Raw genomic sequence first — 23738 nt, forward strand, 5'->3', positions numbered from 1 at the left:
CACCGCGGGTCGCCGGATGACCCTGGTCTATCTGGTAGCGGGGGAAGCCTCGGGCGACATCCTCGGCGCCCGGCTGATGGCGGCGCTGCGGCGCCACCGGCCGGGGCTGGAATTCGCCGGCGTCGGCGGCGAGCGTATGGCGGAGCAAGGCTTGGAAAGCCTGTTCCCGATGCGCGAGCTCTCGCTGATGGGGCTGGTCGAGGTGCTGCCCAGGTTGCGCCGCCTGGCCGGCCGGATGGATCAGGCCGAAGCCGATATCCTCGCCCGTCGCCCGGCGGTGCTGGTGACCATCGACGCGCCGAGCTTCACCCTGCGCCTCGCCGGGCGGATCCGGCCGCGCGGCATCCGCGTGGTGCATTACGTCGCGCCGCAGGTGTGGGCCTGGCGACCCGGCCGCGTTCGGAAAATTGCCGCGCGGGTGGACCGCCTCCTGGCGCTGCTGCCCTTCGAGGCGCCTTTCTTCGAGGCTGCCGGCATCCCGGTACGCTTCGTCGGCCACCCGGTGCTGGAAAGCGGCGCCGATGCCGGCGATGCGGCCCGCTTCCGCGCCACGCACGGCTTGGCGCCGGGGGAGCGCCCGCTACTGGTCATGCCGGGCAGCCGGCGCAGTGAGGTCGCCCGGCTGCTGCCGGTCTTCGCCGAGGCCGTCCGCCGCACCGCCGCCGCGGTGCCGGGGCTGCGCCCGGTGATCGCCCTGGCCGGGCCGGTGGAGGCGGTGGTCCGCGCCGGCACCGAGGATTGGCCGCTGCCGCCGATCATGGTCCGTGCCCTGGCGGAGAAGCATGACGCCTTCGCCGCCGCCGCGGCGGGGCTGATCAAGTCGGGCACCTCCAGCCTGGAGATGGCGGTTGCCGGAGTGCCGCATGTGATCGGCTACCGGGTGAATCCGCTGACCGCGGCGATTGTCCGCCGGCTGATCCAGGTGCGGCACGTCTCGCTGGTGAATCTGTTGACGGAGCGCGCAGTGGCGCCGGAAAGGCTGCAGGAGGAGTGCACCCCGGCGGCGCTGGCCGAAAGCCTGGTGCCCCTGCTCGACAACCCGGCCGCGGTGGCGCGGCAGCGGGCGGGCTTCGCCGAGGTGCGGGCTTTGCTCCACCCGCCGGAGGGCCTGCCGAGCGAGGCGGCGGCCACGGCGGTGCTGGAGGTGATCGAAGGTGTCAGCCCCGCTGGATCGCCGCCTCCACCCTGAGCGCCGCATCCAGCGCGGCGACGCCGACCGCGCCGCTGGCCTCCACCGGCGCGCCGGTCTCGATGCTGGCGAGGAAGGCGGCTTGTTCCGCCTCCAGGCTGTCGTGCTCGGTCCAGGTCGCCCGGTCGATGCCCCAGCCGGGCATGGTTTCGACCGGCTCGGCGCCGCCACGGCGGATGCGCTCCAGGCTGCGGGCGAGGAAATCCACCCGCGTCTCACCCTCCGGCCCAAGCACCCGCAGCCGGCGTTCCAGCCCAACGCTGATCCGGCTGGCGGTGACAGTCGCCGCCGCGCCGCTCTCGAAGCGCAGTTGCGCCACTGCGAAATCCGGGTGGCCGGACATCACCTTCGCCCCCACTGCCCGCACCTCGGCCAGCGGCGAGGCCGCCAGGCTCAGCACCAGGTCGAGGTCGTGGATCATCAGGTCCAGCACGACGGAGACATCCAGGCTGCGCCGCCGGAAGGGGGCGACGCGGGTCGCCTCGAAGCCCATCGCCCCGGTGCCGGCGCCGCTTGCTCGCAGGGTACGGATGGCGGCGGAATAGCGTTCGATATGGCCCACCTGCAGCACCACGCCGCGGGCCGCGGCGGCGGCGACAAGGTCCTTGGCCTGGATCAGGTTGGCGGCGATCGGCTTCTCTATGAAGACATGCCGGCCGGCGGCAATCGCTGCGATGGCGTGCTCGTAATGAAAGGCGGTGGGCACCGCGACCACCACGGCATCGGCGGCGTCGATCAGCGCGATCGGGTCGCGGACGGTGGTGCCGAGTTCATCGGCGATCTGCGCCGCCCGTGCCGCATCCTCGTCGTGCAGGCCGGCGAGCAGGCCGCGCGCCGCCAGCTTCTGCGCATGGAAGCGCCCGAAATACCCCACCCCGATGACGCCGACCCGCACTGCCATGGCCACGCACCCCATGCTGCCGGGATGCGCTCTACCCCAGCCGCGGCGCAGCGCCCAGCGGAGCGGATGGCAGCCCCGAGAATCGCCCCGCCGCGCCCGCCAGTTACCAACCGGGAAGGAGTAGACGGCAGCCTGCCTCCTCAACCATCGAGGCTGCCGCTCCGTGACCGTTCCGATCGCCAACGACTTCGCCGCCATCCGTGCCCGAATGCAGGAGATCCGGGCCGCCGAGCAGCCATGCGCCACCCAACCCGCGGAGCGGCCTGCCACGCCGGCACCCCTGCCGGACAACCGGCCGCACTATGCCGATTTCTATGGCTGGTTGATGGGCGGCGGCCTCTGGACGCCCGGCTGAGCTTCGGCGCACCGCCCCCACACTTGCATCGGCCGTCCCCCGTCGTCACATTCCGGCCGAATTTCCAGGGGGTATCGCCCCCGAAGGGTGACCCGATTCCATGACCCGCCGCCCCCTTGAGGCCATCGCGCCATGATGTTCTTCGCGCGCTGGAAGACCACCGCCATCCTCGCGGTCTGCCTGCTGGGCATCCTGCTCTGCCTCCCCAACCTCTTCCCGAAAGCCGAGTTGCCGGGCTGGGCGCGGCAATTCTCCCTCGGCCTCGACCTGCGTGGCGGCTCCTACCTGCTGCTCGAAGTCGACATGAACGCGGTGGTGCGGGAACGGTTGGAGAGCCTGGCCGATGCCGCCCGCACCCGGCTGCGCCAGCAGAACATCGGTTATGTGAACCTGGCCGCCGATGCGCCCGGCCGGCGGGTCACCTTCCGGGTGCGCGACCCTGGCCAGGCCGCCGCCGCCGCCGCGGTGATGCGCGAGCAGGCCAACCAGATCCCGACCGGCGTCGGCACCACCACACCGGATATCGAGGTTGCGGCCGCTCCGGACGGCACCATCAGCGCGACCCTGACCGAGGTCGGGCTGCGCGCCAAGGCGACCGGCGCGGTGGAGCAATCCATCGAAATCGTCCGCCGCCGCATCGACGAGACCGGCGTGGCCGAGGCGCTGATCGCCCGCCAGGGCCAGAACCGCATCCTGGTGCAGCTCCCTGGCGTCGAGGACCCGGCGCGGATCAAGGATCTGCTGGGCAAGACCGCCCGCATGACCTTCCACCTGCTGGACGAGACGGCCAATCCCTTCGCGGCGACGCCGCCCCCCGGGGTGATGTTCCTGGCCGCCGAGCAGCCGACGACGGGCCAGCCGGAACGCTATGCGGTACGCCGGCGGGTGGAGGTGGATGGCGCCAACCTCACCGATGCCCGTGCCGGGCAGGACAGCCGCACCGGCGAATGGGTGGTGAATTTCACCTTCGATTCCATCGGCACCCGCCGCTTCGCCGAGGTGACACGCCAGAATGTCGGCCGGCCCTTCGCCATCGTGCTGGATGAGAAGGTCATCACCGCGCCGAACATCCGCGAGCCGATCACCGGTGGGCGTGGCCAGATCAGCGGCAGCTTCACCGCCCGCACCGCCAACGAGCTGTCGGTGCTGCTGCGCGCCGGCGCCCTGCCGGCACCGCTGACGGTGGTGGAGGAGCGCACCGTCGGGCCGGAGCTGGGGGCGGATGCGATCCGCGCCGGCGTGCTCGCGCTGGCGGCCGGGGTGGTCTTCGTCTTCCTCTACATGGGCCTGGCCTATGGCCTGTTCGGCTGGTTCGCGAACATCGCCCTGCTGGTGAACATCATCCTGCTGCTGGCGGCGCTGTCGGTGATGGAGGCGACGCTGACCCTGCCGGGCATCGCCGGCATCGTGCTGACCCTCGGCACCGCGCTCGACGCCAACATCCTGATCAACGAGCGCATCCGCGAGGAGGTGAAGAACGGCCGCCCGCCGCTGAGCGCGCTGGAAGCCGGGTTCACCAAGGCCTCCGGCACCATCATGGACAGCAACCTGACGAACCTCATCGCCATGGCCTGCCTCTATGGCTTCGGCAGCGGGCCGGTGAAGGGCTTCGCCGTCACCGTGGCGATCGGCACGGTGGCGCAGATGTGGACGGCGACCACCCTGGTCCGGTTGATGGTGTCCTGGTGGTACCGGGCGAAGCGGCCGAAGGAGCTGCCGGTGCTCGGCCGCGGCCGAGGGCTGTTCGGCTGGCTGTCCCGGCCATTGTTCCGGCTGGTCCCCGACGTGACGACCGTCCCCTTCATGAAGGGGGCACGGGTCGGGCTGATGGTCTCGGCGCTGCTCTCGACCGCCTCGCTGATCGGCGCCTTCTATCCAGGGCTTGAGAACGGCGTCGACTTCAAGGGCGGCATCGTCATGGAGGTGCGGACGCCGGGGCCAGCCAACCTGGCGCAGATCCGCGCAAGCATTGCCGGCCTCAACCTGGGCGATGTCGGGGTGCAGGAATTCGGCTCGCCCGACACGGTGCTCGTCCGGCTGCCGGTGCAGGGCGACGAGGCCGGCACCCAGCGTGCGGTCAACGCCGTGCGCGGCGGGCTGGAGCAGGTGGCGCCCGGCACCCGCATCCTGCGGGTGGAGGCGGTGGGCAACCGCGTCTCCGACGAGCTCTTCCTCGGCGGCATGATCGCCCTCGGCATTAGCCTGCTGGCGATGCTGATCTACATCTGGTTCCGGTTCGAATGGCAGTTCGCCATCGCCGCGATCATCACCCTGATCCTCGACACCACCAAGACGGTCGGCTTCATGGTGCTGTTCGGGGTGGAGTTTAACCTGACCACCGTCGCGGCGATCCTGACCGTCATCGGCTTCTCCGCCAACGACAAGGTGGTGGTGTTCGACCGGATGCGGGAGAATCTGCGCAAATACAAGCAGATGCCGCTGCGCCAGCTGGTCGATCAGTCGATCAACGAGACGCTGAACCGCTCGCTCGGCACCTCGATGACCTTGCTGCTCGCGGCCGTGCCGCTGGCGATCTTCGGCGGCGACACCCTCTCGGGTTTCGCCTGGGTGATGCTGTTCGGCATCGTGGTCAGCGCCTCCTCCTCGGTCTTCATCGCCGCGCCGATCGTGCTCTACAGCGGCGAGGGCAAGCTGCGGCGGGGAGAGGTGGCGAAGCCGGCCAGTGCGCCGGGCAAGGCGGGCGCCCCGGCCGGAGTCTGAGGCCATGCGCCTCGCCAGGCGCGGGTTGCTGGGCGCGGCCGTGCTGGCCGCGCCGGGCCTCGCCCGCGGCGAGGACGTCTCGCTGACCCTGCTGGTCGGCGCCGCCCCTGGCAGCGCGGCGGATACCTGGACCCGCGGCTTCGCCCCCTTCCTCGAGCGGCACTGGCCAGGCAGCCGCGTCGCAGTGGCCAATCGCCCCGGCCAGGGTGGCTTGGCGGCGGCCCATGCCATCGCCGAGGCGCCGCCCGGGGAATGGCTGATCGGCAGCGTCGCCACCCCACAACTGCTGGCCCGCGCCATCACGGCGGCCGCGCCGGGGTTGCCGGACCGGCTGGCCTTCATCGGCGCAGTGGTTGAGGAGCCGCTGGTACTGGTAGCCGCTGCCGGCGGCCCGGCCGATCTGGCGGCGCTGCAGCGGCTGGGCCGGCCGGCGGTGCTGGGCATGCCGCCGCATGGCAGCGCGGCGCAGCTCGCCGGAATGGTGCTCGCCGCCGCCTTGGCGCTGGAGCCGCTGGTCTTCGCCCATGCCGCCGCCGCGCGGCAGGCGGTGCTGACCGGCGCCATCGCCGGTGCCATGCTGGCCGCGCCGGAGGCGATCCTGGCACTGCGCGACGGCAGGCTCCGGGGCATCGGCTTTGCCCGGCCGCAGCGCAGCCCGCTGCTGCCCGAGGTACCAACATTGGCGGAGCAGGGCCTGCCGCTGCAGCTTACGGCCCGGCGCGGCTTCATCCTGCCGACCGCCGCCACTCCCGCGTGGCGAGGCCGGCTGCAGGGCACCTTCCAGGCCGCGGTCGCGGACCCCGAATTCGTGGATCAGGGCCAGTCGCAGGGCAGAGTACCGGATTTCCAGCCGCAGCCCGCCTGGGAGGAGGAGATTCGGCGCGGCTTGGCGGTGCTGGCCGCACGCTGGGCGGCACGGCCCTGGATGACACGGCGCGATTGATTCGTTGCGGATACTGGATTCTCACAAAAAGAGGACTATCCCTCCAAACAAGACATGACGCACCCGAATGTCGGGCGTATCGTCGGTCCAGAGGAATGGGGAGTTGCCTTGAACCGCCCGGATCGCCTTGCCGCCCCGCGCGATCGGCTGGTTGTCCTTGCCCGTGACCCTGCGGTGATCGCGGCCGCCAATGCCGCTTCCCACCGGCTTGGCCGCCCGCCCGCCACCGTCCTGCAATCAGGACGGGAAGCCTTGGCCCGGGTCGCCGCGCCGGGCGAGGCGCCCCACCATTTGGTCTGCGACCCGCCCGCCGCCGGTCCCAGTTGGCCGCATCTGCTGGATGTGCTGCGCGACCCCAGCGCGCGAACCAGATTGCTCGTCGTTTCCTCCGCCCCTTGGGCGATGCCGGCCGATGTCGTCGCCCTGCCGGCCGACCCGCTGCAGCTGGCCGCCGCCCTGCTCGCGCCCCGTACCCATGCGCCGGTCCTGCCGGCCGCCGCCGCCGCGGCGCTGGAAGCCGGCATGGCCCGCGGCGAGATCGCCGTGCGGTTCCAGCCGGTGGTGCGCATCGCCGACCGCCAGCCGGTGATGGTGGAGGCTCTGGCCCGCTGGCACCCGCCGCATTCCCCCATTGGCCCCGATGTCTTCGTGCCACTGGCCGAGCGCGCCGGGCTGGCACGGGCCCTGTCGATCGCCGTCGCCTCCCGCGCCGGGGCGGAGCTGGCGCCGCTGCGGCGAAGCCTGGGCCTCGGCCTTTCGCTGAACCTGCCGCTGGCGCTGCTGGTGCAGCCCGACCTCGCCGCCTGGCTTGGCCGGGCACTGGCCCGTACCGGCCTCGGCGCCAGCAGCCTGACGCTGGAGCTGACCGAGACCACCGCGGTACGTGACGTCGCCGTGCTGCACCGCGCCCTGCTGCGGCTGAACGCTGCCGGCTATCGCGTGCTCCTCGATGATCTGGTTCTGGATGATGGAAGGGAACGGCTGCTGTCCCTGCCCTTTGCCGGTTTCAAGCTGGATCGCAGCCTGGTGCAGCGGCTGCCGGACGATGCCCATGCCCGGCATGCGGTGCGCCGGCTGATTCGGCTGGCCGAGCGGCGGCGGCAGTCGGTGGTCGCCGAGGGCGTCTCCGCTCGCGGCCATTGGTCCCTGCTGCGCGGCCTCGGCGTGCATCATGCCCAGGGCTTTGCCATTGGCCGGCCGCTGCCGGCGGCGGCGCTGACCGCCTGGTCAGCGGGCTGGCGCGGCTACCCGCCGGGCTGACCGCCCCCGCATTGCCGGCGCCCGGCGCATCGGCAAGGATGCCCACCAGGGCGGGGGGAACCAGCATCATGGATCACGGCATCACGCTGTTCGGCAGCTTCACCTCCAGTTCCAGCTACAAGCCGATGCTCTACCTCGCGCTCGCGCGGGTGCCGTTCAGCTTCCGCACGGTGAACCTGAAGAACGGTGTGCAGAAGCTGCCCGACTACCTGGAGGTCAACCGCTATGGCCAGGTGCCGGCGCTCAGGCATCGCGGGCTGACCGTGGTGCAGTCGAATGTCATCCTCGATTATCTCGCCCGCACCACCGGGCATTTCGAGCCACGCGCCGAGCAGGACCGTTGGCGGGCGCGGGAATGGCTGTCCTGGGAGGCGGATGCCATCACCAACGTCGCCAAGGTGCGCCACTACCGCCGCTTCCGCACCGTCGACCCGGCGGTGATGGCGTATTTCCACCCGGCCGCCGAGGCGGCGCTGGGCTTCGTCGACCGGGCGCTGGAAGGCCGCGACTGGCTGGTGGGGGATGCGCCGAGCATCGCCGATATCGGCTGCTGGGGCCGCATGGTGTTCATGGCCGAAGGCGGCTTCGAGATCGGCAACTGGCCGAACCTCGAAGCCTGGTCACGCCGGCTGAAGGCGATGCCGGGCTTTGCCCTGCCCTACGACCTTATCCCGAAGAAGGACACCGAGGTGCTGCCCGCCTGAAGCACCGCGACCCGCACCTAGGCATAGACCCGCCGGTACAGCGCGACGATCTCCGCCGCATCCGGCACTCGCGGATTGTTGGCCGGGCTGCCTGAGGCCAGCGCCTGCTGCGCCATCAACGGCAGCAGCCCTTCCCATTTCGCCGCGCCGATGCCGTAATCCGCCGGCGTCGGCACGCCGAGCTCCTGGTTGAGCTCGCGCAACTCCTCCAGCAGCTTGCTGCCGGCGACCTGGTCGGCGTCCTCCTTGGTGGCGACGCCGATGGCGCGCGCCGCCTCGGCGTAGCGCGGCAGCGCGTCGTTCAGCCCGTATTCGGTGACGGCGGGCAACAGCATGGCGTTGGACAGCCCATGCGGCACGTGGAAATGCGCGCCGATCGGACGGCTCATGCCATGCACCAGCGCAACCGAGCTGTTGGAGAAGGCGAGCCCCGCCTGCATCGCCCCCAGCATCATCGCCTCCCGCGCCGCGGCATTGTTGGGCTGGCGGAAGGCGATGCGCAGATGCCGGCCGATCAGCCGCATCGCCGAGAGCGCTAGGCTGTCCGCATGCGGGTTGGCGCGCTTGGAGACATAGGCCTCCAGCGCATGGGTCAGGCTGTCGATGCCGGTGTCCGCCGTGGTGCGGGGCGGCACGCTGTAGGTCAGCTCGTAGTCGACGATCGCCGCCAGCGGCAGCGCGCCGAGGCCGGCGATCAGCATCTTCTCTTCGGTTTCGGTATCGGTGATGACGGTGAAGCGCGTCGCTTCCGATCCCGTACCGGCGGTGGTCGGGATGCAGATCACCGGCACCGCCGCGCGATCCGCCTGCGCCGGCACCTTGAAGGCGCGCATCTTCGCCCCCGGCTCCGCCGCGGCAAGAATCCCCATGGCCTTGGCGGTATCCATCGGGCTGCCGCCACCGAAGCCGATCAGGCAATCATAGTTGCCGGCACGAAAGGCGGCGACGCCGGCCTCGACGACGGTATCGGTCGGATCAGGCACTGTTTCGGAGAAGACGGCGGCAACGATATCCGCCCGCACCAGCGGGTCGAGCAGCCGGCTGACCGTGCCGGAGGACACCATCCAGGGATCGGTCACCACCAGTGGGCGGGACAGGCCGAACAACCCCAGCACCTCGGCGATCTGGTCGACGCTGCCGCCACCGATGCGCATCAGCCGTGGCGAGACGATGGTGGCTGTCATTGGCGCTCCTCCTCACCGGATCTGCCGGCGAGGATAGGCGCGGTGCCATGCCTCCGCCAGGGGCACCGGGTCAGACCGACAGCTCCAGCGCCTGGCCCGCGGCCCCCGGCTGGCGTGGCCGATGCATGCCCTGGCCCTGCGCAGCGGCGCTCATTGCTTGTAGTCGGGCTGCTCGCGGTCCAGCTTCCGCTTCAGCGCCTGCCAGGGCAGCCAGCCCTTGGTCGGGCCGCTGCCGAACTGCGCCCGGGTCCGCTCGACGGTGGTGCGGGAGGGCAGCGGAAGCGGGATGCCGGGCTGCTGCGCGGCAAGCTGGATGCGGCAGGCCTGTTCCAGGTACCACATCCAGTAGAAGGCCTCGGCCACCGTCTGGCCGACCGTCAGCAGCCCGTGGTGGCGCAGCACCATGCAGGGCATGTCGCCGAGGTCGCGCACCAGCCGCTCGCGCTCCGAGAGGTTATCGTCGGCGGCGACACCTTCGTAGTCATGATAGGCGACCCGGCCATCGAACTCCATCGAGATCTGGTTGAGCGGCAGGATGCCTTGGCCCTGCGCCGCCACCGCAATGCCGGCCAAGGTATGGGTATGCATGACGCATTGCGCGCTGGCGCGGCCGAGGTGAATGGCGGAATGGATGACGAAGCCCGCCGGATTGACCGGCCAGGCGGTCTCCTGCGCCGGCTCGCCCTCGGCATCGACCAGCACCAGGGAGCTGGCGGTGATCTCCTCGAACAGCAGCCCATAGGGATTCACCAGGAACCGATGGCCCGCCCCCGGCACCCGCGCGGAAAGATGGGTGAAGACCAGATCGGTCATGCCGTAGAGCGCGATCAGCCGGTAGGCGGCGGCGAGATCCTCGCGCAGCTCCCGCTCATCCGGGACATGGCCAGGGTCGGGGCGACGCGGCGGCGAAGGAAGCGGCATCTCAGTAACCTCGCGCATGGTCGTAGAGATTGGGCAGCGTCTCGCCCCGCTCATGCGCGGCGATGGCCGCGGCGATGAAGGTGGCGCGCTCCGCCCGCGTCGGCAAACTGGCGACATGGGGCGTGACGATCGCCTTCGGATGCGCCCAGAGCGGATGGTCCGCGGGCAGCGGCTCCGGCTCGAAGACATCGAGCACCACACCGGACAGATGGCCGCTGTCGAGCGCCGCGACGATATCCTCCAGCGTCTGCTGCATCCCGCGGCCGAGGCCGATGTAGCCGGCGCCTTGCGGCAGCTTTGCCAGGGTTTCGGCGCGGATGATGTGCCTGGTCTCCGGCGTCGCCGGCAGCAGGCAGACCAGGATGTCGCTGTGCGCCAGGAAGGCGTCCAGCGCTGCGGCCCCGGCGTAGCTCTCCACCCCCGGCACCACCTTCGGCGTGCGCGACCAGCCGATCACCGGGAAGCCAATGGCCCGCAGCATCTCGGCGCTGCGGAGGCCCATGTTGCCGAGGCCGAGGATGCCGACGGTACGTTGCTGGGCCCGGGCCTCGGGCTCGAAATAGTCCCAGCGCCGCGCCGCCTGGGCCAGCGCCATCCGCCTGGCGTCCTTCAGCAGCGACAGCGCTGCCCAGCAGCAGAACTCGCCCATCCGCTGGGTGGCTTCCGGGATGCTGGCGCGGACCAGGGGAATATGGCGCGGCAGTTCGGGATCGGCGGTGATGCCATCGACCCCGGCGCCGGAACCGAAAATCACCTGCAGCCGCGGCATCCGCGCCAGCATGCCAGGGTCGGGGTCCCAGAGCAGGGCGTAGTCGATCGCCTCAGGCGCCAGCAGCGCCTCATCCCAGTAGCGCAGCTCCAGCCCGGGATCGAGAGTGGCGAAGCAGTCCCGCCATTCCGCGAAACCGGCCCGCCCCCCCGACTTCACCACCATCACCCTGCGTGCGGTCATCGGCCCCCCATGCTGCGATGCAATGATCCGGCGTCACCATCGGACCCAGCAGGAATCGGGCCAGGACCTGTCCACCGTGCATTCGCCGTGCTGGCACCTCGTCCCGATTATCCGGTCACGGCGTCCAGATACTCCTGGTTGGCGTTCTGGTAATTCTCGTCCCGACGGGCCCCATCGATCATCATCTGCCGCTTCTCAATCTCCGGATCGGTCGGGCTGAACCGGCGCAGTTCGGCCGGCACCACGACCGCAGCCTGCGGGATGGCCGGCCCATTGCCAAGCAGGCCGATGAGGCGGCCGAAGCCCTCATTCGCCAGCCCGCCCCAGGTGACCTTCACCAGCCAGTGCACTGACCCGGCCGAAAGGTACAGGCGGCAACGGGCTATGGCCCGACAATCCGGCAGTGCTGGAACCGAAGCTTGCATTCTCTGTCTGTGTCGCTGCACTAGCGCTCGGTCTGGGCCGCGGCCTCCCGGCCCGCGCCGATCACGCCAAGGGCGGCCAGCCCGGGAAGCCGTTTGCGGCGGCCGACCTCGCCACGGCGGAAGCGGTGCAATGCCAGGTCCACATAGTCCTGCTGGACTGTCTGCATGATCGGATGTCCCTACTTGCGGCATCGGGCCGTCGGCGTGAACCTCCCTGCCGACAATGAGAGCGCATTGCGCGCCATCCGGGGAGCCCCCGTCCGCATGTCCCATCCGCTCTTCGCCCCCGGCTTCAAGACCACGCCCTGGTGGTGGGAAGCCGCCGAGCCGCCGCAGCGCGACAACGCCCTGCCTGACCAGGCCCCGGTGGTCATCATCGGCGGCGGCTATGCCGGGCTCTCCGCCGCGCTGACCCTGCGGCGGCTGGGGCAGCCGGCACTGGTGCTGGATGCCGAGCGGATCGGCTGGGGCGCCTCCTCCCGCAACGGCGGCATGGTCTCGGGCGGGCTGAAGGTGGCGGGCAGCGGGCTGGAGGCGCGCTTCGGCCCGGAGGCGGCGAAGCAGATCACTCGCGCCGCCGCGGCCAGCTTCCCCTTCATCGAGGAGACCATTGCCCGCGAGGGGATCGACTGCGACTACATTCGCTGCGGCCGCTTCACCGCCGCCTGGTCGCGCGGCCACTACGATGCGCTGGCCCGCCACGCCGACCTCATCGCCGAGGTCACCGGCCTGCCCACAAGCATGCTGCCGAGGGAACGCCAGCGGGAGGCGCTGGGCAGCGACCACTACCATGGCGGGATGCTGGCCGCCGCCACCGGCAGCCTCCACCCCGGAAAATACGCGCGCGGCCTGGCCGCCGCCGCCGAGCGCGCCGGGGCGCGGCTGGTGGATGGCGTACGGGTCCAGAAGATCCGCGCGGAGGGCAGCGGCTTCCACATCGCCACCGACCGCGGCGCGCTGCGCGCCGATGCGGTGCTGGTCACCACCAACGGCTATTCACTCGACAGGCGCGGCACCGCCCTGCCCTGGTTCGCCCGCCGCCTGGTGCCGCTCAACAGCTATATCATCGCGACGGAGGAGCTCGGCGAGGCGAAGATCGAGCAGCTCTTTCCCGGAAGGCGGATGATCTCCGACACCAAGCGCGTGCTGAATTATTTCCGGCCGAGCCCGGACGGCAAGCGCATCCTCTGGGGCGGCCGCGCCAGCTTCCGCGCGGCGACCGCGGAGCAGACCGCGGTGGCGCTGCACGGCTACCTGACCGCCTGTTTCCCCGAGCTGGCGAAGACCAGGCTCACCCATGCCTGGACCGGCTACGTCGCCTTCACCTTCGACCATATCCCGCATATCGGGGTGGAGGGCGGCATCCACTACGCCGGCGGCTGCCAGGGCAGCGGCGTCGCCATGGCCACCTGGCTCGGCCACAACGCGGCACTGAAGCTGGCCGGGGCGGCGAATGAGCGCTTCGCGCTGGATGGCCTGCCCTTCCCGACCCGGCCCTTCTACGCCGGTGATCCTTCCTGGGTGCTGCCCTTTATCGGCGGCTGGTACCGCCTGCGCGACCGGATCGACCGCATCGCCGCCTGATGCTGGCCGCACCGTGAGCAAGGCTTCGGGAGGATCGCATCGGTTCAAGCGGATGGCGGGGAGGTGTTCACGCCCCTTCGCGGTCCGCTCTACGGCGTCAGCAGCGCCGCCAGCGCCCCCCGCACCGCCGTCACCTCCAGTGCCGCAAGGTCGGCATGGCGCAACACTGCCACCGCCCGCCCCCGCGGGGCGCAGAGCGCCGGGTCGCTCTCCGGCCCGAACAGCGCCAGGGTTGGGCAGCCGGTGGCGGCGATGAGATGCGTGGGCCCCGTGTCGTTGCCGACCGCATAGGCCGCCTGCCGCGCCACCGCGCCGATGGCGGCGAAGCTCGTGCGCCCGGTCAGGTCGATGGCCTGCGGCGCCACGCGGCGGATCGCCGCCGCCAGCGGCCTCTCCGCCGCCGCGCCGAGGATCACCGCCGGCAGGTCGAGCCCTGCCGCCAGGGCGCCGAAGCGCTCCGCCGGCCAGCGCTTGCCCGGCCGTGTGGCGGAGGCGCCCGGCACCAGCAGGGCGAAGCGCGGCGGCAGGCCAAGACCGCTGACGTCCTCATCCAGCCAGCCGATCGCCGGTGGCGGGAATTCGGTGATGCCGGCCATCTCCAGCTGTTCCCGCTGGCGTTCCGCGGTGTGCATGAAATCGCGCAGCGGGTTGGCATGCGGATGGCTGGCGCCGCGGGCGATGCCGGACCATTCGGCCCCCGACCCGACCAGCCGGCGGTAGCGCGAGGAGCGGCTGGAGGTCTGCAGGTCGTAGACCCGGGCGAAGCCGGCGCCACGCAACCGTCGGGCCAGGCGCCAGAGCGCCGGCAATTCGTGCCAGGCCGGGCGGCCATCCGCCCAGATCCGGTCGAACCACGGGCTGCGGGCCAGCAGCGCGGCATAGGGCGGCGTGGTCAGCAGGGTGATCTCGGCCGCCGGGTGATGGGCGCGGATGGCGGCGAAGGGGCCGAAGGCCTGCACCACATCACCGAGGGCGGCGAGCTTGATAACGAGGATGCGCTGGGTCACGGCGCGACGATTGCCCCGGGTGCCGGCCCCGCAGCCGCGGCCCCGAAGGGTTCGGACAGACTGCCCGCCGGGAGCAGTTCCCGGTACACCGCAAGCGTCGAGGCCTGCATCGCCGCCGTGGTGTACCGCGCCAGCACCGCGGCGCGGGCGCGGGCGCCGATGGTGGCGCGGGCTTCGGGTGGCAGCGCCAGCACCGTGGCGAGCCTCGCCGCCAGCGCCGCGGGATCGCCGGGCGGTACCCGCCAGCCGGTTTCGCCCTCCGCCACGGTATCGCGCGGCGCGCCGAGGTCGGCGGCGATCACCGGCCGGGCCATGGCCTGGGCCTCGATGACGGTGCGGCCGAAGGCCTCGGCGTCGGTCGAGGCATGCACCACCACATCGGCCAGCAGCAGCACTGCCGGCATGTCCTCGGCGTGGCCCGGCAGCAGCACCCGCCCTTCCAGCCCGAGGGCGGCGATGCGGGCGGCGAGTTCGGCACGGTAGCCGCCCTCCCCCACCAGCAGCGCCACCACATCGCCTCCCAGGCGCGCCATGGCCTCGACCAGCACGCCTTGGCCCTTCCAACGGGTCAGCCGTCCGGGCAGCACCACCACAGGCCGGTCCGCCGGCACGCCCCAGGCGGTGCGCAGCGCGGCCAGCCGCGCCGGCGTCACCGCCGCCGGGTCGAAGCTCCGGGGGTCGACACCGCGCGGGATGATCCGCAGCCGCGCCGCCGGCGTGGCGTGGCGCGCCCGGATGTGCTCGGCGATGAAATCGCTGATGGCGATGACCCGCTCGCCCCGCGCCATGACCGAGTTGTACAGCCGCTTGCCGGGGAAGCCTTCGTTGTAGGTGCCGTGGTAGGTGGTGACGAAATGCGCCCCGCTGCGCCGTGCCGCCAGCAATGCCGACCAGGCCGGGGCGCGCGAGCGGGCATGGATGATCCCGACCCGCTCCTCCCGCGCCAGCGCCGTCAGCGCCCGGGCATTGGCCAGCATGCGCGCCGGGTTCTTGCTGGCCAGCGGCAGGGTGACATGCCGCGCGCCGAGCCGTTCCAGCGGCCCCACCAGCGGCCCGCCGGCCGAGGCGACCAGCGCCCGGCCGCCCGCACCGATGACGGCCTCGGCGATCTCCAGGGTGCCGCGCTCCACCCCGCCGGCGACGAGGGCGGGCAGCACCTGCAGGACCACCAGGGTCAAAGCGCTTGCGGCGCGGCGGGGCTCGCCGTCGCCGCCCGCGCCGCCAGCACTGGCGGGATGACGGGGTGGAGCGGGACGCCCGGCGCCAGCGCCTTCGTCCGGCGGGCCCAGGCGCGCTCGCCCGGCAGTCCCGCCGCTATGCCGCCGAGCGGCAGTAGCGTCCCGGCCGGGTCGGTGGCGAAGGCGTTAGGGTTGTCGGTCATGCAGTATCCTTGGCCGTGGGCGCCCGGTGACCTGCGGGCTGCCCGGGCTGTTCCAGGCAAACCCGTTCCTCCGCCGGGCGCTCCGCCCAGTCAATCCACCCTGTCGCGCGTCAGAGCCGGGTCAGGCACAGCCCCGGCAGTGCGGGCACCGCGACGGGCGTGCCGCCTTCTGCCTGGGCGGCGCGGAGGAGGCGGCGCGGGTCGGTGGTGGCGAAGACCCAGATGCGGCCGGAAGGATCGGCGGCAGCCAGGGTCGTATCGCCAGCCACGGCGAGGCGCAGCGCGGCCTCGGGCGGCGCCGTCTCCGGCAGGGTCAGCGCCGCCAGCACCGGCCCGCGCGCCGGCAACGCGGCGCCGAGCCCGGCCAGCAGCACCACCGCGGCAAAGCCCTCCGGCCGCACTCGCGGCCCGGCCTTCAGCCACAGCACGCCGAGGGCGATCGCCACCACGCCAAGGCCGAAGAACACCAGATCCCAGACCAGCGGCTGCAGCGAATCCTGGCGGATGCGGTGCAGCCCGAGCGCCCAATGGTTCACCACCGCATCCAGCACGTGCCAGGCGCCGAAGCCGAGCGCGAACCAGCCGCCGAACACCCGGCCCAGGCCGGGCCGCGGCCAGAGCAGCGCCAGGCCGAGGCCGAGCAGCAGGTAATGCGCGGCGTGATAGGCGCCGTCCCAGAGGATGTGCTGCCGCAGCAGCCCGACCGTGCCATCCGGCCGCCAGCCACTCAGCAGATGGTGCCACTGCAGGAGCTGGTGCAGCAGGATGCCGTCGAAGAAGCCCCCGAAGGCGAAGCCCATCAGCGCCCCGGACCAGCCGATGCGAAGCCTGTTCGTCTCCATGCCCGCGCCCTCCTGCCAGGGGCAACGGGCACGGCGGGCGCCGGTTCAGGCGCCCTTGACGCCGCCCGCCGTAAGCCCCGCGACGATCTGCCGCTGCGCCAGCAGGGTCAACAGCAGCACCGGGAGGGTGACCAGCAGCGCCGCGGCGGAGAGCGGGCCCCAGCTGATCTGCTCGAAGGTCAGCATGTTGTTCACCGCGACCGGCAGTGTCCGCGTCTCCCGCCCTGCCAGCACCATGGCGAAGACGAAGTTGTTCCAGGAGAAGATGAAGGCGAGGATGGTGGCGACGGTGATGCCCGGTCGCGCCAACGGCATCGCCACATGACGGAAGGCCTGCCAGATGGTCGCGCCATCGACCAGCGCGGCCTCCTCCAGCTCCGGCGGCAGCCCCTCGAAGAAGGAGATCATCACCCAGACCACGATGGGCACGGTGATGACGAGGTGGGCGATGACGATCGGCAGCAGCGTGCCGGTCAGCTCCAGCCACTGGAACATCAGGAACAGCGGAATGAGGTAGGAGAGGCCGGGCGTGATGCGGGCGATCAGGATCAGCGCCGCGGCACGGGTGGAGCGCATCTTGGCGATGCCGTAGCCGGCCGGCACGCCGAGGGCGAGGGCGGCGAAGGTCGCCGAGAAGGACACCACCACGCTGTTCCAGGCATAGAGCAGGAAGTCATTGCGGGCGAAGACGTCGCGGTAGTTGTCGAGGGTCGGCGGGTCCGGGATGAAGACCGGCGGCCAGGCGGTGTTGTCCAGCTCGTTCTTCAAGGAGAGCGAGAGCATCCAGAGGAAGACCATCAGCGCCGGCGAGACCAGCGTCAGCACCGCGAGACCGAAGCCGAGGTTGCCGAGGGCGCGCCTCAGCCGTCCGGATCTGGTCCTCATGTGAAGCGCACCCGGCTGCGGGTCCACAGCAGCAGCGCCGCAAGGGCCATGATGATGGCGAAGAAGACGACAACGACGGCGCTGGCATAGCCGACGTTGTAGAAGGCGAAGGCCTGAAGATAGAGGAAGATGTTGATCGTCTCGCTGGCCTGGCCCGGACCGCCCTGGGTGATGACGTAGATGGTGTCGAAGGCCTTCAGCGCATCGATGGTGCGGATGATCAGCGCCACCACGATGAAGGGCGCCAGCAGCGGCAGGGTGATGTGGCGGAAGGCCTGCCAGGCGCTGGCGCCGTCGATCTTCGCGGCTTCGTAGGGATCGACCGGCAGGCTGGCGAGGCCGCCGAGGATCAGCAGCATCACCAGCGGCGTCCAGTGCCAGACCTCGACCAGCACCAGGGTCGGGATGACGGTGTCGGCGGCATAGACCCACATGGAGGGCGGCAGTCCAAGCTGCATCAGCAGCCAGTTCAGCACGCCGAGCTGCGGGTGGAACATCATGGTCCAGACCAGCGCCACCGCCACGGGGGTCGCCATCATCGGCAGGATGAAGACGGTGCGGGCCAGTCCACGCAGCGGGAATTTGCGGTGGAAGGCCAGCGCCGCGGCAATGCCGAAGACCATCGGCGCCGCCACCGCCAGCACGGTGTAGAACAGCGTCCGCAGCACCGCCCAGCCGAAGCGTGCATCGGTGAACAAGGCTTCGTAATTGCCGAGGCCGAGGAACCGCCGCTCGCCGCCCAGCCGCCAGTCGAAGGCGGAGACATAGACGGTGAAGAGCCAGGGAAAGATGATGACGGCGACGATCACCGCCGCCGCCGGCACCACGAACCAGGCATAATGCCGGGCGTAGTTGCGGCGGCGGGGGGCGGTTGCCGCTGCCACCGGCTGCTCCAGCAGCGCTGCCTCGCGCGTCATCGGCGGCCGCCCGCCCGCGCCATTCAGCTCTCCCGCTCGCTCTGTTCGAGGACCGGACGGAATTCCGCCGTGGCGCGCTTCAGCTCGGCCGCCACATCGGCACCGCTGATGGTGTTGGTCAACGCGGTGCCGATCACGTCGCGGAATTGGGTGACGGGGACGATCTCCGGCAGGCCGGCGCGGGCGATCTTCGCGCTCTCGCTCAAGGTGTGGAAGAACTCGCGCGGGAAGTGGCTGGCGCCGATCGCCGCCTCATTGGCGAAGGGTGAGGAGCGCGCCGGCACTCCGGCCCCGCTGGCAAGGAATTTCAGCTGGTTCTGCTTGCTGAGCGCCCATTGGATCCAGAGCCAGGCCGGCCCCTTCTTGCGCGACGCCTCGGGGATGGCGTAGCCGGCGCCGAACAGCGCGCAATGATGGCTGGCGCCAGGCCCACGTGGCACCAGCGCGTAGCCCACCTTGCCGGCGACACGGGACCGGGTGCGATCCTCCAGCGGCGCGGCGAAGCCGATGCCGTCCACCCACATGGCGGCACGGCCCTGCATGAAGGTCGTCTGGCACTCGTTCCAGTTGAAGCCGATGGAGCCGGGCGGCGAGACGTCGCGCAGGAATCTCTTGTAGGTCTCGCCGGCCCAGATCGCCTCAGGCGTATCGGTGATGAGCTGGCGGTTGGCGTCGATCATGTCGCGCTGATTGGTGCCGAGCAGGTAGCTCGACCACAGCACCACATTGGCATTCTTCACCCCGCGGCCGACATGGCCATAGACCTGCTTCGACGGATCGGCGAGGCGCTTCGCCGCCTCGAACATCTCCTCCCAGGTGGTCGGCACCGCGACGTTCCTCGCCGCCAGCAGCTCCTTGTTGTAGTAGAGGATGAAGTAGTCGGCGAAGGCCGGCAGTGAATCCATCCGGCCATCCGACTGGGTCGCGTATTGCACCATGCCGGCGCCGAAATCGGCGAAGTCGAAATCCGGCGCGGTCAGCGAGGCATCGGCGATCAGCGCCTTCACATCGGTGTTCCACCGCGCCTTGCCGACCTGCCGCTTGTTGACGTGCAGGCTGATCTCGGTGGCGTCGAAGGACGGCCGGCCGGAGGCGTATTCGACGATGATCTTCTGCCGGTGCTGCTGTTCCGGCACCACCTCGATGCCGCAGCGGATGCCGGTCAGCTCCTCGAATTCCCGGTTGTTCTGCTGCAGCAGCGTGCCGCGCGGGGAGAGCTGGACGGAAACCTCGATCCGCTCGCCGCGGAACCGCTTCCAGTCGAAGCCGGATTGCGCATTGGCGTGATGAACGATGGCCGGTGCCGCCAGCAGGCTGCCGCCCGCCTGCAGCGCCCGACGCCGCGTAATGCCCCGCATGGACCTCTCCCTTGCCCGGGGCGGATGGGTGCCATCCCCTCGGCCCGCCCTCTTGCCCCGATGCTGGGCCGAATCCGTGGTCGGCGGCAAGCCTCCCGTTCCGCGCCGGGGATGGCGGTTGCGAAGCTCACGTGGGCCGCTAGGCTGGCTTGTGTAACAGGGGGAAGACCGATGCTGCGGCTGGACGCAAGCGCGTTGCCCAAGGATTGGCCGGCCGGCAGCTATGCCGCGCGACTGATGACGCCGGAGGGACCCATCGCCGTCGCCCTGCTGGAGGGCGCGGCCTTCGACATGACGCCGGTCTACGGCACCGTCAGCGCCTGGCTGAACCTGCCCGACCCGCTCGCCGCCATCCGTGCCCGCGGCGTGCCCATGCCGCTGGACCTGAAGGCGGTGCTGGCGAACAGCGCGCATGACGCGCGCGACCCGGCGAAGCCCTGGCTGCTGGCGCCGGTCGATCTGCAGGCGGTGAAGGCCTGCGGCGTCACCTATGTGCGAAGCATGCTGGAACGGGTCATCGAGGAACGCTGCCGCGGCGACGCCAGCCAGGCCGAGGCGGTGCGGGCGGAGGTGCGCGGCATCATCGGCGACGATCTCTCCGCGGTGCGCCCGGGCAGCGCCGAGGCGATGCGGCTGAAATCCGCGCTGGTCGAGAAGGGATGGTGGAGCCAGTACCTGGAGGTCGGCATCGGCCCGGATGCCGAGATCTTCTCGAAGTGCCAGCCGATGGCGGCGGTCGGGCCGGGCGCCAAGATCGGCGTCCATCCGGTCAGCCAATGGAGCAACCCGGAGCCGGAGGCTGTGCTGGCGGTGAACGCCCGCGGCGCCATCCTCGGCGCCATGCTCGGCAATGACGTGAACCTGCGCGACGTGGAGGGCCGCAGCGCCCTGCTGCTCGGACGTGCCAAGGACAACAACGCCTCCTGCGCGCTCGGCCCGCTGCTGCGGCTGTTCGATGCCGACTTCACGCTTGAGGATGTGCGGCGGGCGGAGATCACCCTGACCATCGACGGCACCGACGGCTTCCGGCTGGAGGAGGCCGGTCTGGTCGGCGCCATCAGCCGCGACCCGACCGAGGTGGTGGACCAGCTCATCGGTCCGCACCACCAGTATCCGGATGGCGCGGTGCTGTTCCTCGGTACCCCCTTCAGCCCGAGCAAGGACCGCGGTGCGCCCGGCCAGGGCTTCACCCACAAGCCGGGCGATGTGGTGCGAATCGCCTCGCCACGGCTCGGGGCGCTGGTGAACGAGGTGGACCGCACCGATGCCTGCCCGCCCTGGGCCTTCGGCACCGGGGCGCTCTTCGCCAGCCTGGCGCGGCGCGGGCTGCCGCGGGCATGAGCGAGCAGGCCGGCGCGCTGGACCGCGGCGATGGCGTCGGACTCGCCTGGCGGCGCATCCCGGGACACGGGCCGGGGGTGGTCTTCCTCGGCGGCTTCAACAGCGACATGACAGGGACCAAGGCCGAGGCGCTCGCCGCCCATTGCGCGGCGACCGGCCGCGCCTTGCTCCGCTTCGACTACTCCGGCCACGGCGGCAGCGGCGGGCGGTTCGAGGACGGCAGCATCGGCCGCTGGACAGAGGATGCGGCGCTGGTAATCGCCGCACAGTCGGAGGGGCCGCAGCTTCTGGTCGGCTCCTCCATGGGCGGTTGGATCGCGCTGCTGCTGGCGCGGCGCTGGCCGGAACGGGCCGCCGGCCTCATCGGCATCGCCGCCGCGCCGGATTTCACCCGGCGCATCGAGGCAGGGCTGCCGGCCGATGCCCGTGCCGCCATCGACCGCGACGGGGTCTGGCACCGGCCGAGTGCCTATGGCGATCCCTACCCCATCACCCGCACCCTGCTGGAGGATGGCCGCAACCACCTGCTGCTGCCGGGGCCGATCCCACTGACCGCCCCGGTGCGGCTGCTGCATGGCCAGCGCGACCCGGATGTGCCCTGGCAATTATCCCTGGAGATCGCCGCGGCGGTCAGCGGCGACGACGTGGCGGTGATCTTGGTGAAGGATGGCGACCACCGGCTCTCCCGGCCGCAGGATCTGGCGCTGCTGCGGCGGACCGTCGAGGCCCTGCTCGGCTGACTCAGCCGCCGCGCTCCTCCGCCAGGATCGCCCGCAGCCCCTCCCGCCAGCTGGGATAGCGCCAGGCGATGCCGAGGGCCGCCTTGGTCGCGGCATTGGCAACACGACGATTTTCCGCCCAGAAGCTGCGGGCCATCGGCGACATGGTCGCGGCGGCCTCGGCGAAGGGCAGCGCCGGCGGCGGCGGCAGGCCGAGCAGCGCCGCCGCCGCCTCCACCACCGTGGCGCTCTCCGCCGGTTCGTCATCCACCAGATGCAGGATGCGCCGGCCGGGCGGCGCCTCCTGGCCCATCGCCGCCATCACCGCCAGGGCGATATCCGCCCGGTGGATGCGGCTGAAGCGATGGCCGGGCTTCAGGGTGCGCCGCGCGGTGCCGGCGCGAAGGTCGTCGAAGGCGCTGCGGCCCGGGCCATAGATGCCGCCAACCCGGAAGATGTCGATGGCATGGCGGTCGGCGAGCCGGCTCCAGGCCTCCTCCGCCGCCAGCCGTTGGCGGCTGCGCGCCTGCCCCGGTGCAGGCGGTGTCGCCTCATCGACCCATCCGCCGCCGCGGTCGCCATAGACGCCGGTGGTGGAAAGATAGCCGATCCAGCGCAGCGCCGGCGCGGCCCGGATCGCCATAGCATGCGCCGCCAGCACGGGGTCGCCCGCCTCGCCCGGTGCGGCGGTGACCAGCAGATGGGTGGCGGCGCTGATCGCCTCACTCGCCGCGGCGAAGCCGATGACGGCCACCCCTGGCGGCGGCGCGGCGCGATCCGGGTCGCGCGTGGTGCCGGTGACCTGCCAGCCAGCCGCCACGGCCTCCGCCGCCACCGCGCCACCGCTGTAGCCGAGGCCGGCGACCACCAGCCTGCCGGGGGTTCGATCCATCTGCGTCATCCGCCCCATCTGGGCGCTTCCCTGCCGGACGACCAGCCCGGGATGGTGCTTCGGCGGCATCCGGCGCGGGCGGCTGCGGCCCCGCCCTTGCCGATCCGCAACACGCGATTGGATCAGCCGGCGTTACGGCCTAGACTGCGCGGGTGAAACCCGTTCGACCTGTCCTGCTCGGTGCCTTCGCGGCCGTGCTGCTGGCGCTGGCCGGCGGCGCCGGCGTCATCCTGCTGCGTGGGCCGGAGGCCGAGGCCGCCAGCGATGCGCTGCCGCTGCCGCCGGATGTGCCTCGGCTGGCGACCGGCCCGGAGTATGAGCGCTGCCTCAGCCTGTTGCGCAGCGACCCGGATGAGGCGCGCACCACCGCCGAGGCCTGGGCGATCGCCGGCGGTGGGGAAGGCGCGCAACACTGCCTCGCCCTGGCGCTGCTGGCGACCGGCGATGCTCCGCGCGCGGCGGAGCGGCTGGAACAGCTCGCCCGTACCGGCCGGGGCAGCCAGATGGCGCGGGCGGCGGTGTTCGGCCAGGCGGTGCAGGCCTGGATGCTGGCCGGCGAGACCGGCCGGGCCTTCGCCGCCGCCACCATGGGGCTGACGCTGGCCCCGACCGATACCGAATTGCTGCTCGACCGCGCGGTGGCACTCGGCACCCTTGGCCGCTACGCCGAGGCGCTGGAGGATGTGAACCAGGTGCTGGCGCTGGACGCCGACCGGGCCGAAGCCTGGGTGTTCCGCGCCGCCGCGCAACGCCACCTGGACCGGGTGGAGGAGGCGACAAAAGACGTCGCCCGGGCGCTGACACTGGCTCCGGAGAATGCCGAAGCGCTGCTGGAACGTGGCATTCTCCGTCAGCTCAAGGGCGATAGCGCCGCGGCGCGGCAGGACTGGGAAAAGGCGATCAGCCTGGCACCGGACAGCGCCACCGCCGATCTGGCGATGCAGAACCTGGCGCTGAACGAGGCCGGGCCGCTGCGGCGGTAACAGGCGACGGAAAGCCGTGCTTCGGCTTGGACGCACCCAAGGCCGTCATGGCCGGGCTTGACCCGGTCATCCAAGCCCTTGTTTTCAGAAACAAGCAGGACACCGCAGCACACGCCATTTAGCGCCGGCCCGCACCGTCACCGGACGCTTAGTGTCCGTCCGGGGACAGGTGCTATGATTTGAATGGGTTGTGACTGGCCTGTGGGCGGCCGGGGCGGGAAGAACTGCGGCGATGTGGACGCAGGAGAACCGGGCTCGGTACGACCGCAGCAAG

General features: G+C 71.3%; 24 protein-coding genes. 10 read left to right on the forward strand and 14 right to left on the reverse strand.

Translation table 11 applies throughout. The features are described from left to right. The first annotated feature begins 16 nt into the window (after positions 1-16). Positions 17-1189, forward strand: a complete 1173-nt coding sequence (lpxB, locus tag H7965_RS14735; protein ID WP_186771340.1) for a lipid-A-disaccharide synthase — start codon at positions 17-19, stop codon at positions 1187-1189. Here the strand turns inward: lpxB and H7965_RS14740 are convergent. After that, the gene (locus H7965_RS14740; RefSeq protein ID WP_186771370.1) at positions 1158-2090 is read right to left on the reverse strand and encodes a Gfo/Idh/MocA family protein; all 933 of its coding nucleotides are present in this window, start codon (positions 2088-2090) and stop codon (positions 1158-1160) included. The genes lpxB and H7965_RS14740 overlap by 32 nt on opposite strands. Before the next feature lie 163 nt (positions 2091-2253). Here H7965_RS14740 and H7965_RS14745 point away from each other — a divergent pair, with 163 nt between their 5' ends. The 5 genes from H7965_RS14745 (at position 2254) to H7965_RS14765 (ending at position 8073) form a co-directional block, all read left to right on the forward strand. Further along, positions 2254-2445: a hypothetical protein gene (locus H7965_RS14745; RefSeq protein WP_186771341.1), complete on the forward strand. Its 192-nt coding sequence runs from the start codon at positions 2254-2256 to the stop codon at positions 2443-2445. A 132-nt stretch (positions 2446-2577) separates the two neighbouring features. Continuing rightward, positions 2578-5166 (forward strand): protein translocase subunit SecD, encoded by a 2589-nt coding sequence (gene secD, locus H7965_RS14750; protein WP_186771342.1) that lies wholly within the window; start codon positions 2578-2580, stop codon positions 5164-5166. Positions 5167-5170: 4 nt separating this feature from the next. Further along, a complete protein-coding gene (locus tag H7965_RS14755; RefSeq protein ID WP_186771343.1) occupies positions 5171-6109 on the forward strand; it encodes a tripartite tricarboxylate transporter substrate-binding protein in 939 nt (312 codons plus the stop codon). Positions 6110-6217: 108 nt separating this feature from the next. Beyond that, entirely contained in the window at positions 6218-7369 is a 1152-nt protein-coding gene (locus tag H7965_RS14760) for an EAL domain-containing protein (protein WP_186771344.1), read from the forward strand. 68 nt (positions 7370-7437) lie between these two features. After that, complete coding sequence (locus H7965_RS14765; RefSeq protein ID WP_186771345.1) at positions 7438-8073, forward strand: glutathione S-transferase family protein; 636 nt, start codon at positions 7438-7440, stop codon at positions 8071-8073. 17 nt (positions 8074-8090) lie between these two features. Here H7965_RS14765 and H7965_RS14770 read toward each other — a convergent pair whose 3' ends face one another. The 5 genes from H7965_RS14770 to H7965_RS14790 all read right to left on the reverse strand — a co-directional run bounded on the left by H7965_RS14770 (position 8091) and on the right by H7965_RS14790 (position 11722). Next, complete coding sequence (locus H7965_RS14770) at positions 8091-9257, reverse strand: iron-containing alcohol dehydrogenase (protein ID WP_186771346.1); 1167 nt, start codon at positions 9255-9257, stop codon at positions 8091-8093. A 150-nt stretch (positions 9258-9407) separates the two neighbouring features. Then, positions 9408-10178 (reverse strand): class II aldolase/adducin family protein, encoded by a 771-nt coding sequence (locus H7965_RS14775; protein ID WP_186771347.1) that lies wholly within the window; start codon positions 10176-10178, stop codon positions 9408-9410. Between the two features lies 1 nt (position 10179). After that, the gene (locus H7965_RS14780) at positions 10180-11130 is read right to left on the reverse strand and encodes a 2-hydroxyacid dehydrogenase (protein ID WP_229682623.1); all 951 of its coding nucleotides are present in this window, start codon (positions 11128-11130) and stop codon (positions 10180-10182) included. 107 nt (positions 11131-11237) lie between these two features. Further along, positions 11238-11480: a hypothetical protein gene (locus H7965_RS14785; protein ID WP_186771348.1), complete on the reverse strand. Its 243-nt coding sequence runs from the start codon at positions 11478-11480 to the stop codon at positions 11238-11240. A gap of 95 nt (positions 11481-11575) precedes the next feature. Then, positions 11576-11722, reverse strand: coding sequence for a hypothetical protein (locus tag H7965_RS14790; protein ID WP_186771349.1), 147 nt, complete (start codon positions 11720-11722; stop codon positions 11576-11578). Between the two features lie 97 nt (positions 11723-11819). Between H7965_RS14790 and H7965_RS14795 the strand changes: the two genes are divergently transcribed. Beyond that, the gene (locus H7965_RS14795) at positions 11820-13139 is read left to right on the forward strand and encodes an NAD(P)/FAD-dependent oxidoreductase (protein ID WP_186771350.1); all 1320 of its coding nucleotides are present in this window, start codon (positions 11820-11822) and stop codon (positions 13137-13139) included. A gap of 89 nt (positions 13140-13228) precedes the next feature. On the opposite strand, the gene H7965_RS14800 is transcribed toward H7965_RS14795, so the two are convergent. The 7 genes from H7965_RS14800 to H7965_RS14830 all read right to left on the reverse strand — a co-directional run bounded on the left by H7965_RS14800 (position 13229) and on the right by H7965_RS14830 (position 19529). Next, entirely contained in the window at positions 13229-14146 is a 918-nt protein-coding gene (locus tag H7965_RS14800; protein ID WP_186771351.1) for a glycosyltransferase family 9 protein, read from the reverse strand. Beyond that, positions 14143-15315 (reverse strand): glycosyltransferase family 4 protein, encoded by a 1173-nt coding sequence (locus H7965_RS14805; RefSeq protein WP_315898694.1) that lies wholly within the window; start codon positions 15313-15315, stop codon positions 14143-14145. The genes H7965_RS14800 and H7965_RS14805 overlap by 4 nt, the downstream gene beginning before the upstream one ends. 5 nt (positions 15316-15320) lie before the next feature. Further along, complete coding sequence (locus tag H7965_RS14810; RefSeq protein WP_186771353.1) at positions 15321-15527, reverse strand: hypothetical protein; 207 nt, start codon at positions 15525-15527, stop codon at positions 15321-15323. Positions 15528-15637: 110 nt separating this feature from the next. Continuing rightward, positions 15638-16369 (reverse strand): DUF2243 domain-containing protein, encoded by a 732-nt coding sequence (locus H7965_RS30380; protein WP_222440620.1) that lies wholly within the window; start codon positions 16367-16369, stop codon positions 15638-15640. Between the two features lie 45 nt (positions 16370-16414). Continuing rightward, positions 16415-17254 (reverse strand): carbohydrate ABC transporter permease, encoded by an 840-nt coding sequence (locus H7965_RS14820; protein ID WP_186771354.1) that lies wholly within the window; start codon positions 17252-17254, stop codon positions 16415-16417. Further along, positions 17251-18171, reverse strand: coding sequence for a carbohydrate ABC transporter permease (locus H7965_RS14825; protein WP_186771355.1), 921 nt, complete (start codon positions 18169-18171; stop codon positions 17251-17253). The genes H7965_RS14820 and H7965_RS14825 overlap by 4 nt, the downstream gene beginning before the upstream one ends. A gap of 23 nt (positions 18172-18194) precedes the next feature. Beyond that, complete coding sequence (locus tag H7965_RS14830) at positions 18195-19529, reverse strand: extracellular solute-binding protein (protein ID WP_186771356.1); 1335 nt, start codon at positions 19527-19529, stop codon at positions 18195-18197. 171 nt (positions 19530-19700) lie between these two features. On the opposite strand from H7965_RS14830, the gene H7965_RS14835 reads away from it, so the two are divergent. Further along, positions 19701-20870: a fumarylacetoacetate hydrolase family protein gene (locus H7965_RS14835; protein WP_186771357.1), complete on the forward strand. Its 1170-nt coding sequence runs from the start codon at positions 19701-19703 to the stop codon at positions 20868-20870. After that, positions 20867-21610 (forward strand): alpha/beta hydrolase, encoded by a 744-nt coding sequence (locus H7965_RS14840; RefSeq protein ID WP_186771358.1) that lies wholly within the window; start codon positions 20867-20869, stop codon positions 21608-21610. Before H7965_RS14835 ends, H7965_RS14840 begins: the two co-directional genes overlap by 4 nt. Position 21611: 1 nt before the next feature. Here H7965_RS14840 and H7965_RS14845 read toward each other — a convergent pair whose 3' ends face one another. Next, positions 21612-22481: a Rossmann-fold NAD(P)-binding domain-containing protein gene (locus H7965_RS14845; RefSeq protein WP_186771359.1), complete on the reverse strand. Its 870-nt coding sequence runs from the start codon at positions 22479-22481 to the stop codon at positions 21612-21614. Between the two features lie 152 nt (positions 22482-22633). Here H7965_RS14845 and H7965_RS14850 point away from each other — a divergent pair, with 152 nt between their 5' ends. Beyond that, complete coding sequence (locus H7965_RS14850; RefSeq protein ID WP_186771360.1) at positions 22634-23464, forward strand: tetratricopeptide repeat protein; 831 nt, start codon at positions 22634-22636, stop codon at positions 23462-23464. Positions 23465-23738: the final 274 nt, after the last annotated feature.

Origin of the sequence: Siccirubricoccus deserti (assembly GCF_014283215.1) — a bacterium.
GTDB lineage: Bacteria > Pseudomonadota > Alphaproteobacteria > Acetobacterales > Acetobacteraceae > Siccirubricoccus > Siccirubricoccus deserti.

Coding starts and splice junctions, on each gene's coding strand:
- H7965_RS14825 (WP_186771355.1), bottom strand. CDS start 18,171: ATGACGCGCGAGGCAGCGCTGCTGGAGCAGCCGGTGGCAGCGGCAACC.
- lpxB (WP_186771340.1), top strand. CDS start 17: ATGACCCTGGTCTATCTGGTAGCGGGGGAAGCCTCGGGCGACATCCTC.
- H7965_RS30380 (WP_222440620.1), bottom strand. CDS start 16,369: ATGGAGACGAACAGGCTTCGCATCGGCTGGTCCGGGGCGCTGATGGGC.
- H7965_RS14795 (WP_186771350.1), top strand. CDS start 11,820: ATGTCCCATCCGCTCTTCGCCCCCGGCTTCAAGACCACGCCCTGGTGG.
- H7965_RS14790 (WP_186771349.1), bottom strand. CDS start 11,722: ATGCAGACAGTCCAGCAGGACTATGTGGACCTGGCATTGCACCGCTTC.
- H7965_RS14840 (WP_186771358.1), top strand. CDS start 20,867: ATGAGCGAGCAGGCCGGCGCGCTGGACCGCGGCGATGGCGTCGGACTC.
- H7965_RS14820 (WP_186771354.1), bottom strand. CDS start 17,254: ATGAGGACCAGATCCGGACGGCTGAGGCGCGCCCTCGGCAACCTCGGC.
- H7965_RS14845 (WP_186771359.1), bottom strand. CDS start 22,481: ATGGATCGAACCCCCGGCAGGCTGGTGGTCGCCGGCCTCGGCTACAGC.
- secD (WP_186771342.1), top strand. CDS start 2,578: ATGATGTTCTTCGCGCGCTGGAAGACCACCGCCATCCTCGCGGTCTGC.
- H7965_RS14770 (WP_186771346.1), bottom strand. CDS start 9,257: ATGACAGCCACCATCGTCTCGCCACGGCTGATGCGCATCGGTGGCGGC.
- H7965_RS14830 (WP_186771356.1), bottom strand. CDS start 19,529: ATGCGGGGCATTACGCGGCGTCGGGCGCTGCAGGCGGGCGGCAGCCTG.
- H7965_RS14755 (WP_186771343.1), top strand. CDS start 5,171: ATGCGCCTCGCCAGGCGCGGGTTGCTGGGCGCGGCCGTGCTGGCCGCG.
- H7965_RS14780 (WP_229682623.1), bottom strand. CDS start 11,130: ATGACCGCACGCAGGGTGATGGTGGTGAAGTCGGGGGGGCGGGCCGGT.
- H7965_RS14775 (WP_186771347.1), bottom strand. CDS start 10,178: ATGCCGCTTCCTTCGCCGCCGCGTCGCCCCGACCCTGGCCATGTCCCG.
- H7965_RS14765 (WP_186771345.1), top strand. CDS start 7,438: ATGGATCACGGCATCACGCTGTTCGGCAGCTTCACCTCCAGTTCCAGC.
- H7965_RS14740 (WP_186771370.1), bottom strand. CDS start 2,090: ATGGCAGTGCGGGTCGGCGTCATCGGGGTGGGGTATTTCGGGCGCTTC.
- H7965_RS14810 (WP_186771353.1), bottom strand. CDS start 15,527: ATGACCGACAACCCTAACGCCTTCGCCACCGACCCGGCCGGGACGCTA.
- H7965_RS14835 (WP_186771357.1), top strand. CDS start 19,701: ATGCTGCGGCTGGACGCAAGCGCGTTGCCCAAGGATTGGCCGGCCGGC.